Annotated in this window: 12 protein-coding genes; 10 read left to right on the top strand and 2 right to left on the bottom strand. The window is 35.2% G+C overall.

Annotated features, from left to right (window positions below):
• The first annotated feature begins 233 nt into the window (after positions 1-233).
• The 7 genes from argC to argF all read left to right on the top strand — a co-directional run bounded on the left by argC (position 234) and on the right by argF (position 9,691).
• Positions 234-1,274: an N-acetyl-gamma-glutamyl-phosphate reductase gene (argC, locus tag BK579_RS18875; protein WP_078548145.1), complete on the top strand. Its 1,041-nt coding sequence runs from the start codon at positions 234-236 to the stop codon at positions 1,272-1,274.
• Positions 1,275-1,292: 18 nt separating this feature from the next.
• Complete coding sequence (gene argJ / locus BK579_RS18870; RefSeq protein WP_078548143.1) at positions 1,293-2,525, top strand: bifunctional ornithine acetyltransferase/N-acetylglutamate synthase; 1,233 nt, start codon at positions 1,293-1,295, stop codon at positions 2,523-2,525.
• Between the two features lie 13 nt (positions 2,526-2,538).
• Positions 2,539-3,315 (top strand): acetylglutamate kinase, encoded by a 777-nt coding sequence (argB, locus tag BK579_RS18865; protein ID WP_078548142.1) that lies wholly within the window; start codon positions 2,539-2,541, stop codon positions 3,313-3,315.
• Complete coding sequence (locus tag BK579_RS18860; protein ID WP_078548140.1) at positions 3,315-4,475, top strand: acetylornithine transaminase; 1,161 nt, start codon at positions 3,315-3,317, stop codon at positions 4,473-4,475. Before argB ends, BK579_RS18860 begins: the two co-directional genes overlap by 1 nt.
• Before the next feature lie 62 nt (positions 4,476-4,537).
• Positions 4,538-5,611: a carbamoyl phosphate synthase small subunit gene (locus tag BK579_RS18855; RefSeq protein ID WP_078548138.1), complete on the top strand. Its 1,074-nt coding sequence runs from the start codon at positions 4,538-4,540 to the stop codon at positions 5,609-5,611.
• The gene (locus BK579_RS18850) at positions 5,604-8,732 is read left to right on the top strand and encodes a carbamoyl phosphate synthase large subunit (RefSeq protein WP_078548136.1); all 3,129 of its coding nucleotides are present in this window, start codon (positions 5,604-5,606) and stop codon (positions 8,730-8,732) included. Before BK579_RS18855 ends, BK579_RS18850 begins: the two co-directional genes overlap by 8 nt.
• Positions 8,732-9,691: an ornithine carbamoyltransferase gene (gene argF, locus BK579_RS18845; RefSeq protein ID WP_078548134.1), complete on the top strand. Its 960-nt coding sequence runs from the start codon at positions 8,732-8,734 to the stop codon at positions 9,689-9,691. The genes BK579_RS18850 and argF overlap by 1 nt, the downstream gene beginning before the upstream one ends.
• A gap of 798 nt (positions 9,692-10,489) precedes the next feature.
• Here argF and BK579_RS18840 read toward each other — a convergent pair.
• A complete protein-coding gene (locus BK579_RS18840; protein WP_078548132.1) occupies positions 10,490-11,305 on the bottom strand; it encodes an undecaprenyl-diphosphate phosphatase in 816 nt (271 codons plus the stop codon).
• 484 nt (positions 11,306-11,789) lie between these two features.
• Between BK579_RS18840 and BK579_RS18835 the strand changes: the two genes are divergently transcribed.
• The gene (locus BK579_RS18835; protein WP_078548130.1) at positions 11,790-11,978 is read left to right on the top strand and encodes a YjzC family protein; all 189 of its coding nucleotides are present in this window, start codon (positions 11,790-11,792) and stop codon (positions 11,976-11,978) included.
• 54 nt (positions 11,979-12,032) lie between these two features.
• On the opposite strand, the gene BK579_RS18830 is transcribed toward BK579_RS18835, so the two are convergent.
• Positions 12,033-12,215: a YjzD family protein gene (locus BK579_RS18830; RefSeq protein WP_078548128.1), complete on the bottom strand. Its 183-nt coding sequence runs from the start codon at positions 12,213-12,215 to the stop codon at positions 12,033-12,035.
• A 242-nt stretch (positions 12,216-12,457) separates the two neighbouring features.
• Here BK579_RS18830 and BK579_RS18825 point away from each other — a divergent pair, with 242 nt between their 5' ends.
• Both BK579_RS18825 and BK579_RS18820 read left to right on the top strand, forming a co-directional pair.
• Positions 12,458-13,189 (top strand): alpha/beta hydrolase family protein, encoded by a 732-nt coding sequence (locus tag BK579_RS18825; RefSeq protein ID WP_235848468.1) that lies wholly within the window; start codon positions 12,458-12,460, stop codon positions 13,187-13,189.
• Between the two features lie 93 nt (positions 13,190-13,282).
• The gene (locus tag BK579_RS18820; RefSeq protein ID WP_169891186.1) at positions 13,283-14,149 is read left to right on the top strand and encodes an NAD-dependent epimerase/dehydratase family protein; all 867 of its coding nucleotides are present in this window, start codon (positions 13,283-13,285) and stop codon (positions 14,147-14,149) included.
• Positions 14,150-14,213 lie beyond the last annotated feature (64 nt).

Below are 14,213 nucleotides of genomic sequence, written 5' to 3'. Positions count from 1 at the left end.
ATATTTAATAAGAAGGGCATATGGTGAAGAAGGATGATTGATTCATTCTTCTTTTTTATTGTTTAATGGCAAAACCTTGTAAGAAGTCCTCACACAAAAGAGAAGTTAAATAATTTCGCCTTTTTATAAAAATACAATTGATTTTATGTTTATGCAGTATTATAATTGAGACTAATTTAAAGGCTAAGCTTTCAAAGAGGAAAACTATAATCTTAGCTTTTTAGGAGGAACAAATGAAGGCTGCAATCATTGGTGTGACTGGATATAGTGGAATTGAATTAGTTAGACTTTTAGAAAATCATCCATATGTGACCATTCATTCTGTACATTCATCATCACAAGTAGGCGCATTATTAAAGGAAAGTTATCCGCATTTAGTGAATCTTATAAATCATCAGTTAGAAGAAATTAATACTGAGAAGATAGCTCAAGAAGTAGATGTAGTTTTTCTTGCGACACCAGCAGGAATTGCTTCAAAGCTTGCCATCGAATTCTTAAATCAAAATGTAAAGGTAATTGATTTATCAGGAGATTTTAGATTGAAGGATCCTCAAGTTTATGAAGCATGGTATAAAAAATCAGCAGCTTCAACTGATCATCTACAAAAAGCTGTATACGGATTGTCAGAATGGAATCGTGAGAAAATCACTTCAGCAAGTTTCATATCAAATCCAGGTTGTTACCCAACAGCCACACTTTTAGGATTGGCTCCTCTTGTGAAAAATAAGATGATTGATGAGAAATCTATCATTATTGATGCAAAGTCTGGAGTTTCTGGTGCAGGAAGAAATGCTTCATTGGCAACACATTACGCTGAAATTAACGATAACCTTAAAATATATAAAGTAAATCAACATCAACATATTCCTGAGATTGAGCAGATCTTAAAATCATGGAATGAGGAAGTAAATACAATTACATTCAGTACCCATCTTGTTCCGATGACACGAGGGATTATGGCAACTATTTATGCGAATGCAAACAATGACTCGTTCACAACTGATAGTTTACTTGATTTGTATAAAACTAGTTATGAAAACAAACCTTTTGTAAGGATTAGAGAAAAAGGTGTGTATCCATCCACTAAAGAAGTACATGGCTCGAATTTTTGCGATATTTCCGTCACTTATGATGAGAGGACTGGGCGAGTTACAATTGTTTCAGTGATTGATAACCTCGTAAAGGGTGCGGCAGGTCAAGCGATTCAAAATTTAAATATAATGATGAACATCGATGAAAAAACTGGATTACATCGAATTCCAATGTTTCCGTAAATGTAGGGGGAGATTTTTTTGCAATTAACAACTGATAAAGTAAAGATAAATAAACTAGATAACGGGTCAATTGTAACACCTAGAGGATTTACGTCTGCAGGAATCCATGCAGGACTCAGGTATGCAAAGAAAGACATAGGGGTTATTGTGTGCGAGGTACCAGCAAGCAGTGGGGCCGTTTATACACAAAGTCACTTTCAAGCTGCTCCATTAAAGGTAACACAGCAGAGTATAGCTACAGAACAAAAGCTACAAGCAATTATTGTTAATAGTGCATGTGCAAATGCATGTACGGGTGAACAAGGCATGATTGATGCTTTTAAAATGAGAGAGCTTTGTGCAGAACATTTAGGCTTGAATGAAAATCATGTCGCTGTTTGCTCGACAGGTGTAATTGGTGAATTACTACAAATGGATAAAATTGCAGCTGGAATTAAGTTGTTACAACCTGATCAAACGAAAGATGCAGCAGAGGACTTTCAAACAGCCATCTTAACTACTGATATTGTGATGAAAAAAGCATGTTATCAAATTGAAGTTGATGGGAAAACCATTACATTTGGTGGTGCGGCAAAAGGATCAGGAATGATTCATCCAAACATGGCGACAATGCTTGCATTTATAACAACAGATGCAAACATAGAATCAAGTCACCTACAAGCGGCGATAAGTGAAATGACTGATATCACATTCAATCAGATTACTGTTGATGGAGAAACATCAACAAATGACACGGTTCTTGTGATGGCAAGTGGGTTGGCTGAAAACGATTCTTTATCACCAACTCATCCTGAGTGGAATAAATTTAAATCAGGATTACATCTTATTTTTCAAGATTTGGCTAAACAGATTGCTAGAGATGGCGAAGGGGCAACAAAGCTGGTTGAAGTAAAAGTAGCCGGAGCAAAGACGAATGAAGATGCTAGAATTATTGCAAAGAAAATTGTTGGTTCAAATTTGGTTAAGACAGCAATTTATGGAACAGACGCAAACTGGGGTAGAATTATCGGGGCAATTGGTCACAGTAATGCAGTCGTTAATCCAGAAACGGTGGATGTTTCAATCGGAACAATAACGATGTTAAAAGCTAGTCAGCCTGTATCATTTTTAGAAGAAGCTGCTAAAGATTATTTGAATCAGAATGAAGTACTAATTAATGTGAACTTAAACATTGGTGAAGGTGAAGGTACTGCTTGGGGCTGTGACCTAACCTATGATTATGTCAAAATAAATGCTAGTTATCGTACTTAAGGAGGAATCGTAGATGGATAATACAATCGTTGTTAAATGCGGAGGAAGTATTTTAGCCGAATTAACAGATTCCTTTTTTCAGAGTATAAAAGAATTACAAAAACAAGGAAACAAAGTAGTCATTGTTCATGGTGGAGGACCAGAGATTGAAAGTATGTTAACCTCTCTTGCAATCGAAAGTGAATTCGTAAATGGACTAAGAAAAACAACGCCTGAAGTAATGGAAGTAGTAGAAATGGTACTTTCTGGGAATGTAAATAAAAAGCTTGTGTCAACTTTAACAAATCATGGAATGAAGGCAGTCGGTTTGTCAGGTGTTGATGGTGACTTACTTAAAGCAACATCAATTGATGAGCAAACGCTGGGGTTGGTTGGGAAAGTACAACAGATTGATATAAAATTGATTGATATGTTATTACAGGTGGACTATATCCCAGTTATTTCTCCAATTGCTGTGAATGTGTCCGGTGGTAAACTTAATATCAATGCAGATACTGCTGCAGCAAGCATAGCAGAGGCACTACATGCAAAACATTTATTATTTGTAACCAATGTTCCTGGCATTTTAAAAGATGGAAGCTTAATAGAAGAGGTATCAACTGAAGGTGTGAAAAATTTAATCGCTGATGGCACGATATTTGGTGGGATGATTCCAAAGGTGGACGCTGCATTATCGGCTTTGTCAGCAGGGCTTAATGAAGTTATGATCGTAAGTGGGAAAGAATCACTTGTCAGTTTGAATGGGAACTTAGCCGGGACTAAATTGACAAAAGAATTGGAGGCGGTATAATGAATAGCTTATTTCCAACCTATAATCGCTGGAATATAAATGTTGCTTCTGCTGATGGATCTAAGGTCATAGATGAACAAGGGAAGGAATATTTAGATTTTGTTTCAGGGATAGCAGTAAATAACTTAGGCAATTGTCATGAGTCGGTAAAAAAGTCAATTCTTGAACAACTTGATAAATATTGGCATATGTCTAATTTATATCATCAGCAACCGCAACAAGAAGTGGGTAAGATGTTAGTCGACTTTAGTGATGGAGATGCTGTGTTTTTCTGTAATAGTGGAGCAGAAGCGAATGAGGCTGCTATTAAGCTTGCTAGAAGGCATACTGGAAAGTCTAAAATAATCACGTTTAAACAGTCTTTTCATGGCAGAACATTCGCAACAATGTCAGCAACAGGGCAAGAGAAAATTCATTCTGGATTTGGTCCTTTATTACAAGAATTTACTTACTTACCCTATAATGATAGTGAAAGTTTAGAAAAGGAAATGGATGATTCTGTTGCAGCAATTCTGCTTGAAGTGATACAAGGTGAGGGTGGAGTTGTACCAGCGATACCAGAATTTCTTAAAAAAGCTGAGCAGCTTTGTAAGCAGTTTGGGGCTTTGTTAATTATTGATGAAGTACAAACAGGTATTGGTCGAACTGGAAAGCCATTTGGATATCAACATTTTAATATTAGTCCAGATATCATTACCTCTGCAAAGGGTCTTGGAAGTGGTCTTCCGATTGGAGCAATGATTGGTAAAGCAAAGCTTGTGGAATCATTTGGACCAGGATCACACGGATCAACGTTTGGTGGTAATCCAATCTCAATTTCAGCAGCGAAAGCAACTTTAGAGATTATTTTTAAGGAAGAATTTTTACTAGATGTTTCTAAGAAAGGTGAGTATCTTCTTTCAGAGCTTAAAAAGGTTCTCAATTCTACTGGTTTGATAAAGGAAATTAGAGGTAAAGGGCTAATGGTTGGAATTGAATGTCATCAGGATGTTTCGGCAATTATTACGAAATTACGAGAAAATGGATTACTAGTTTTAAATGCTGGACCAAATGTAATTCGCTTACTGCCTCCGTTAACAATCACAATGGAAGAAATGAATAAGGCGATTGAGTTGATAAAAACAACACTCGTCGATATGGATATTTTACATCCAGTATAAATTTTTTTACACAACAATGCATAAAAATACCTAAATGCAAATATTTATACGAGGTGGATAAATTGAAGGGTTATTTATATTTAGAAAATGGCGAGAAGTATCAAGGTGAATTATTTACTACTTCATCAGAAACAACATTTAATGGTGAAGTCGTTTTTTATACAGGAATGACAGGATACCAAGAAGTTTTGACAGATCCTTCTTATAAAAACCAAATTGTTGTTTTTACTTATCCGTTGATTGGTAATTACGGGATCAATGATTTCGATTTTGAAAGTAAAAAGCCACATGTAGCTGGTGTGATTGTTCTTGAATGCAAAGATACAGTGTATCACTATGAGGCAAAGCATTCTCTAAAGCAATACCTCGCAAAATGGAATATTCCTTTATTATCTCATGCAGATACAAGGGCAATCGTAAAGCAAATTAGGAAGTCTGGAACAATGCACGGAAGCTTGACTTGTGAAGAGAATGTCGTTCAAACGCCTTCGACTGAAAAATTCCCAGTCGCTGACGTTTCGGTTAAACAAAAGGTAACCTATGGGGAGGGTCCTACACATATCGTTCTTGTAGATTTTGGCTGTAAAAAATCAATTATCGAATCTCTTGTGGAGCGGGACTGTACAGTGACAGTTGTACCATACTCAACACCTTACGAAAAGATCTTGGAACTAAAGCCAGATGGAATTGTGTTATCAAATGGACCTGGAGATCCAAAACAATTGAAATCATATCTTCCAAATATCAAAAAAACCATTGAGAATTTCCCGACTCTGGCAATATGTCTTGGTCATCAGCTCGTTGCATTAGCATTTGGTGCAGATACGCAAAAGTTAAGATTTGGTCATAGGGGAGCAAACCAACCGGTAATCGATGTTTTCAATAAAAAAGTGTACATCACATCACAAAATCACAGTTATGTGGTTGATGCTAAAAGTTTGAAAAATACAAGTTTATCAGTCCGATTTAAAAATGTAAATGATAACTCTATCGAGGGAATTGCTCATAAATCATTACCAATTGTCTCTGTACAATTTCATCCAGAAGCACATCCAGGGCCAATCGATAGTGGTTTTATATTCAACGAATTTACTGAAAGCTTGTCTAATGTTAGGAGAGAAAAGCAGTATGCCTAAAGATACAACGATACAATCAATTCTAGTTATCGGATCTGGCCCGATTGTTATCGGTCAGGCAGCTGAATTTGATTACTCAGGAACACAAGGATGTCGTGCATTAAAAGAAGAAGGATATAAAGTTATTTTAGTGAATAATAACCCGGCAACGATTATGACTGATGAAGTTAATGCTGATGTAGTCTATTTTGAACCATTAACTGTTAAAGCACTAGAAAAAATTATTCAAAAAGAAAGACCTGATGGACTAATTGGAACACTAGGTGGTCAAACAGGATTAAATCTTACGTTTCAATTAAATGAAGCCGGTGTATTAGAGAAATATCAGGTTAAGTTGCTTGGTACACCCATTGAATCTATTAAAAAAGGGGAAGACCGCGAAGAATTTAGACAATTAATGAATGACTTAGCTGAACCAGTCCCAGAAAGTCAAATTGTTCATACAGTTCAAGAAGCTGTTGACTTCGCAAATGAAATTGGATTTCCGTTAATTATAAGACCGGCATACACTCTCGGTGGTACTGGTGGAGGCATAGCAGATTCTATTGAAGAGTTTAAAGAAATTGTTAAAGGTGGATTAGAGGAAAGTCCGATCACCCAGTGCTTAATTGAGCGAAGTATTGCTGGTTTTAAAGAAATTGAATACGAAGTGATGAGAGATCAAAATGATACTTGTATCACCATTTGTAACATGGAAAACATTGACCCTGTTGGTGTTCACACAGGGGATTCAATTGTTGTTGCGCCATCTCAAACATTGACAGATGTTGAATATCAAATGCTACGCAGTGCTTCTATTAAAATTATATCTGCACTTGGAATCATTGGAGGCTGTAATATCCAGTTTGCTCTTGATCCTTATAGTAAGAAGTACTACTTAATTGAGGTAAATCCACGCGTAAGTCGTTCTTCGGCTTTAGCATCAAAAGCAACAGGTTATCCTATTGCAAAAATCGCAGCAAAGTTAGCGGTTGGTTATACATTAGATGAACTACTAAACCCTGTAACAGGGGGAACATTTGCAAGTTTCGAACCTGCATTAGATTATGTAGTCGTAAAGTTTCCACGGTTCCCTTTTGATAAGTTCCAAACGGTCGAGAATACCCTTGGAACTCAAATGAAGGCAACCGGGGAAGTGATGGCAATCGATACGAGCCTGGAAAGAGCCATTCAAAAAGCAGTTTCATCATTAGAAAGTGAGAATTTTGGTATCACTTTAAAAAAATTGACAGTAAAACAAGATGATGAATTACTAACTTTATTGAAAAAAGGAAATGAAGATCGATTTTTTGCCATTATCGAATTGTTAAGAAGAGGTATATCCATTCATACCATCCATGAACAATCTTTAATTGATTTATTCTTTCTAGAAAGCTTTCAGTCGATTGTTGAGATGGAAAAACAAATCTTAGCTGCTAAACAGATTGAATTAATAGATTTAGAGTTAATGAAATCAATAAAAGAAAAGGGCTTTTCTGATGGATATATTGCAAGCCTATTAAATATATCAGAGTTAGTTGTTCGTGCGAGAAGAAAAGAGCTAGGCGTACTACCTAGTTATCGTATGGTTGATACTTGTGCAGCTGAGTTCGAGTCACAAACAGCTTACTTTTATTCTAGCTATTTCGGGAAATCAGAAATAGAGCCAACGTCAAATCAAAAGGTTTTAATCGTTGGATCAGGTCCAATTCGAATTGGGCAAGGGATAGAATTTGATTATAGTTCAGTTCACGGTATCTTAGCACTTCAAGAAGAAGGCTATGAAACGATTTTAATAAATAATAATCCAGAAACAGTTAGTACGGATTTTGAAGTAGCTGATCGACTTTATTTTGAACCTCTTACATTGGAAGATGTTCTTAATGTCATTGAAGCTGAAAATGTTTCAAAGGTATTAGTGCAATATGGTGGCCAGACAGCAATTAACCTTGCAAAAGACTTAGAGGCAGCGGGAGTAACCTTACTTGGTATTACCAATGATATCATCGATCAGTTAGAAGACCGGGACCGTTTTTATCAATTACTTGAAGATATTGATGTACCCCATCTACCAGGGAAAATGGCTTTTAATCACGGAGAACTACTAACGATGGCAAAAGAGCTTGGCTATCCTATTCTTATCAGACCTTCCTATGTCATTGGAGGCAAAGGGATGGTTGTAATGAATAATGAATCAGAGCTACAAGCCTATCTGACGAGCCAAAGAGAAATTGGCTATCCTATTTTACTTGATAAATATGCCCCTGGGAAAGAATTTGAGGTTGATTTAATCGCTGATGGTGTTGATATTCTTATTCCAACAATTGTAGAGCATGTAGAAAAAGCGGGTGTTCACTCCGGTGATAGCCATGCGATTTTACCTGCTGTATCACTTTTAGATGAACAAAAGAAGCTAGTGGAAGAGTATTCACAAAAAATTGTCTCAAAGCTTCAATTTATTGGTTTAATGAATATTCAATTTGTTCTATATAATCAAGAGGTTTATGTTCTTGAGGTCAATCCACGTGCTAGTAGAACGGTACCTGTTGTAAGTAAGGTTACCGGGATCTCCATGGTACAACTAGCTACGAAGCTTTTGGTAGGAAGCAAGTTAACAGATATCGTATCAAAGACGGGACTCCTAAGTGATCAACCCTTTTATACAGCTAAATACCCAGTTTTTTCGACCCACAAGCTTGGTGGGGATCCACTAGTTGGGCCTGAAATGAAATCTACTGGTGAAGGAATTAGCATTGCCGCAACACTAGATGAAGCCTTTGTAAAAGTGTTTCATAGCTATTTAGAAAGTAAATTAAAAGCAAAAGAAATTTATATTTATAGCAGTGACACCCAAGCTGAAGAAGTTATTTCACTTGTTCAGGAAGTAGGATTAATTCCAATCGTAAGTGAAGATGTATCAAGTTGGGTTAGAACAGAAAATGCTCTTGCATTTTTCGATTTGACAGGAAAACAAGACTCCGAAAATTACCGTGTGTTAGCATGCAAAAATCGTATTCAAGTATTTACTAATCGAGAATTGATGACACTTTTCCTAAATGTAGTAAATAAAAAGGAATTCACTGTTCGGTCTGTTCAAGAGTGGAAAAATAAAGATTACTTAAAGAAAGAAGTGATTGTGTAATGTCTGTTGTTTATAATATAAAGAAAGATTTAAATATTAAGGGCAAGGATTTCTTAACCCTCATCGACTTCTCAAAGGAGGAAATACTTTCTCTACTAGATCTCGCTGTAGACCTAAAAAAGAAACATCTAAATGGCCAACAATCAAAGGTATTACAAGGGAAGACTCTTGCAATGATCTTTGAAAAGCCATCAACTAGAACTCGTGTGTCATTTGAGGCGGGGATGTTGCAATTAGGTGGTAATGCAATTTATCTTAACAGCAATGATTTACAATTAGGTAGAGGTGAAACCATTGCAGATACTGCAGGAGTTTTATCAGAATATGTGGATGCCATTATGATTCGAACATTTGAACACGAAAAAATTGAAGAACTAGCAAAGACTGCATCAATTCCAGTTATAAATGGGTTAACTGAAGACTTTCACCCATGCCAAGCACTAGCTGATTTACTAACAATTTATGAGGTGAAGAAAAAGCTTCAAGGACTAAAGCTTGTTTATGTTGGTGATGGAAATAATGTTGCACATTCTTTAATGATTGCTGCAGCAAAGGTTGGAATGGATTGCACAATTGCTTGTCCTGAAAATTATAAGCCAAAGCAACAAATCGTTGAAATTGCAGAAAACTTTGCACTTCAAACAAACGCAAAAATCGAAATCAGTCATAATCCGGTCGAAGCAGTTAAAGATGCTGATGTTATTTATACAGATGTATGGGCGAGTATGGGGCAGGAAAGTGAGCAGCAGGAACGGATTGAACAATTCAAAGACTATCAAGTGAATGCGGATCTTGTGAGTGGAGCTAAAGAAAATTATCAATTTTTACATTGTTTACCTGCACATCGTGGTGAAGAGGTAACAAGTGAAGTTATCGATGGTCCTAATTCCTTTATCTTCCAACAAGCAGGAAATCGAATGCATGTTCAAAAAGCTTTGTTACAAGCAATATTAGGATAGATATTATAATACAAAACAAAAAAAAGGGATGTCCTAGACTTGGTAAGAAGTTCAGTTTAGTTTAGTTGTACAAACGAAGAAAAAACAATACTTTTAGCATACGGAATCGCAACATATTTCGTATGCTATTTTTTTGATACAATAACGATTGATTCATTTTAAATGTTATTTTCACACCTAAGGTTTGTCATTCTTTTCCCACTGTCTCTAAATAAACAGCCATGTCCTCACCTAGCGGAATAATAAGCGTAGATTTTTCCGCTATTTGCAGATTAAGGCTGTTTTTGAGGTAAATAGGGGGAGTTTTTCCACTTATAAATAAAAAAACCACCTATTTTCAAGTATTTCTAGTCAAATAAGGGAGATTTCTCCCTCTATTTATGCTATTTTCAATGCTATTTATGGATTAAGGGGAATTTTTCCCTCTATTTTTATTTACTGCGTAGTAAAGGTCAAATACGAAAAACGATTACTTCAAAAGTGACCGTGATTAAAAATATACCTAGTATCCAATATATATCTACTATGCATCTCGGACTTGCTTATCGCACATTATGATCCATTGAATAAGCTTTGTATAGAATAACATTTTTACAGAATAATCTTAAAAAATGGCATTTACGAAAAGCCTGCAATTTTAATAGTGAATATATCTATGATTACACAATAAAATAGCAGTCCGTTGACTGCTATTTTCGAGTTTGTACTCCAAAACGGAACTACTTATAGACTTAGGGACATCCTTTTTCCTTTAAGCGTTCCCGTTATCAGAGTGAGCATGAAGCCACTTCTTTTCTTCTACCCCAAGATAATCGCTAGAGCACCTGCAATAAAACAGTAAAATGAGAAATATTTTAAATTTCCGCGGGCCATAATTCCCATAAACCATTTCAATGAAAAATATGAGGCAACTAATGATCCGATAAAGGCTACGATGTAAGGGACTAATAATGAATTGAAATTGGGATCACTTAAAATATCAGAAAAACTTAAAATCATTCCACCAAAGCTGATTGGAATAAATAATAGAAATGAAAAACGCAAGGCAGTTTCTTGTTTCATTCCTAATCCCATTGCAGCAACAATGGTAGCTCCTGATCGGCTAATACCTGGAATAAGTGCAATAGCTTGTGCTAAACCAATAATAATAGCATCTCTTAGTGTTAGCTGTGCATCATTTTTTCGACCTCTTAGGTTTCGGATAAACCAAAGTGCGATACCAGTAATAATTAAGGTGATTCCAATTAACTTAGTACCTTCTTTAAATACCCCAGCAATGGCATCATCAAAAAGAACACCAATAACTCCAGCAGGGATTGTCGCAATGATTAAATAAATAATAAACCGGAAATCCGCTTTTGCTTTTTCTTCACGAGTAGTTATGTATCTAATTCCATTGAATGTTAATCGAGCTAAATCCTCTCGATAAATTAGAAGAACAGCAAATAATGAGGCTGTATTGACGAATAACTCAAAACTCATACCTTCTATGTTAATATTAAGAAAATGTTGTGCCAATACTAAATGTCCACTAGATGAAATTGGTATAGGTTCAGTAAAGCCCTGAAATAGTCCTAAAAATAAATACTTAATGATGTCATACAATTTGTCCATTTTCCTAATATCCTCCAGTTCTAATTTTTACACCATTTCATTTAACTATATTACCAGTAAACTGTAAAGATAATATTTTCTGAATAAATGAAGAAAATACATATAAATTAAGGCTTAATGTGTTCCGATTATTGGCTATTGTCCATGTTATGCTTGTTTTCCTTTATAGTATTCAAAGTTGTTCTAATATATGAAAAAAGCCTGCATTGTAAGTGATTCTTTAAGATAGACATCCATTCTAATTAAAATTAGCACAATGGAGTATGAAAATTTATACTTAGCTTAGTGTCTAGCTCCAGGCGCCATCGGTTCGAGGTCATAAGTCAGCCTCTTCGGAAGGCAAAGAGCGCCTTCTGTCAGCGCCTGTCTTATGCTTGCCGCCGATAAGCGGGCGCCTTCCGCTTTTCTTTTTTCAGGGTAGAAAGAAAATAAAATGGGAATAGTAATAACGCTTGAGAAAGAACTGTTTGGAAGGAGGGAGAATATGGGACAAAGCCATCAATTTAGATCTGGACAAAAAGCCCCCAATAATGGAATTTATGTTGAGATCGGTGATACAGGAGATCCTGTTCAAAATCCAAAAAGGATTAAACTTAAAGCAGGGGACCCATTTCCTGAGAATTCTAATCACGAAAGAAAGTGGTCATATAAGACTAAACCACGTGATAGCTAGAAGGTAATGATTGAAAAAGTAAAAGCCCCATTTCTGGGGCTTTTTTCTAGAAAATTAATGATTTTCTACAGGCTCGCTTGGTAATAATTCTGCAATAATTGTTATGCAAACGAAAGCTGCAATAGCAATAATGCTAGATACTCCAAAATTATATGCAACACCCTGCATCGAGGATACTACATAAGATACCATTTGAACTAAAAGGAATGTCCAAAAGAATGTCCAAAAATAACGCATACATTTCACCTCATTTGAAACCCGAAATCCCAGATTATTAATTTCATTTTACCATATTATTATATCAATAAAAAAGAAATTTTTATACGAGAAAATATCAACGGGTTTATAGATGGAATTCTCCTATAAATCGTTAGATATTCGTCCACTTTCAAAAGGTTTAGGCATCTCCCCTCTCAAAGTGAAAAGTTAGACATACATTAGAGAAGAAAGCTTTTTTGAGGAAAGGGAGGAAAATGAGTATGTATTCTCGTTTTTTTCAACAAGATGAAGAGTGGTGTGCTTTTCATATACCTCACAAACCAAATGGTTTTGCTGTTTTTATACTAGGTGATAAAAATTCTTATGTGGATAACCAAAGTAGTTTTTGGCTACAGAATTATGGTCGATATCAAATGATTAAATATCTGCTGGATGATGGTTATACAGTTTTCTATTCGAATCTATATGGTCGAAATTGGGGAAGTCAGAAAGCAGTATCTTTAGCATTAACGGTTTATCATTTGATTATGAAAGAAGAAATCTTAAATAAAAAGGTTCATATATTAGCAGAAGGAATGGGAACACTAATAGCATTTGAATTAATGAACCAACATAGTGAAATTATCCGCTCAGTCGCATTAATGAATCCGTGTATTAGTTTGGAAAGACATCTAGTTGATGAAAAACAGCATAAATTTTTTTATAAAAACTTGGTCCAAGAAATAATAAAAGCATACCAATTACCGAATGATTTAAAACAAGATTCAGTGGAGCAGTACCTTCCAATAAGATCGTTACCGAAGACTCACTCAGTGAAGATATGGCAAACTACTACTAATTCTCTTTATAATCCAGCTCGACATAGCCGATATTTCGAAGATTACCGAAAACAATATTACCCGATTTTACTCAATTATTATTTAGCAGAAAAAAGATTCAGTATTGGTCAATCAGTTTGTAACTTTTATCGAAAAAATGAACAAATCCTATAACAAGTCCTAGAAGGCCAGTTTAAGAAACTTGGGGACTATTATTACGGTCATATGCATAACATACAGTAACAAAAGGATACTGGAGAGATGTTGATGAAAAGTTCAATCGTTATCGGAGCACTAGAGTTTGTCGGATATGGGCTTTGTTGTCAATTAATAGAAGATGAAATAAAAGTATATGCTGTTGACCAAATCCCTAAAGAAGAAAGTTTAAAAGAAGAAAAACTAAATTTAGTTGGACGGAACGCGTATTGGCAATTCGTTGATAGTAGTACACATGTTAATTATGATGATTTCAATGAAATAGATGTGGTATTCTATTCTGCTTTAGAATTGAATGGGGATAAAGACCAGTTTTCTTATAAAATAAAGGAATTAGATAAAGTCATCAAGTTTTGTCAAAGATCAGGAAGTAGATTGATTCTTCTTTCCAACCATTGTCCGAAGGTTAATGAAAAGGAAAACGAACTCATGAAGTGTAATCTAAAGATTGAGAGTCATGTCAAAAAGATGATGCAAGATAACGACTTTAACTATTTAATAATAAGAATTCCGATGGTCTATGGCCCATGGCAGCCTTATAACATGCCATTTCAACAAGCGATCAATGTACGGATAAGAAATGATGAAGATTTTCAGTTTGATTTAGATAACAATCACGTTAGCCGCGATTTAATTTATATTGATGATGTAGTTAGAGGAATATTATTTACTATTAACGATGAGACTCAAAACAATACAATTTATCTTACAACCGGACAAAAGGATCAGCTTATTGAAGGTCTGAAAATCATTCTAGAAGATGACTTCGAAAGCATTAAAATAGATATGCAAAATAAACCAGAATTAGAAGCAACTCAAAGTATAAAATGTATAAATATTGAAGAGAAAACTAACTTAAAAGAAGGTATAACAAAGCAGTTAGAGTTTGGAAAATGGGTTAATCAAAGATTTAGTTAACCCATTTTCCCACTTTTTCTTTTACTTTCATAGATTAGGAGGTTAAAATATAAGTGGATACATA

Source organism: Litchfieldia alkalitelluris (genome assembly GCF_002019645.1).
GTDB classification, from domain to species: Bacteria; Bacillota; Bacilli; order Bacillales; family Bacillaceae_L; genus Litchfieldia; species Litchfieldia alkalitelluris.
The sequence above is the reverse complement of the archived record's forward strand: the minus strand, read 5'-3'. Positions and strand labels throughout refer to the sequence as shown.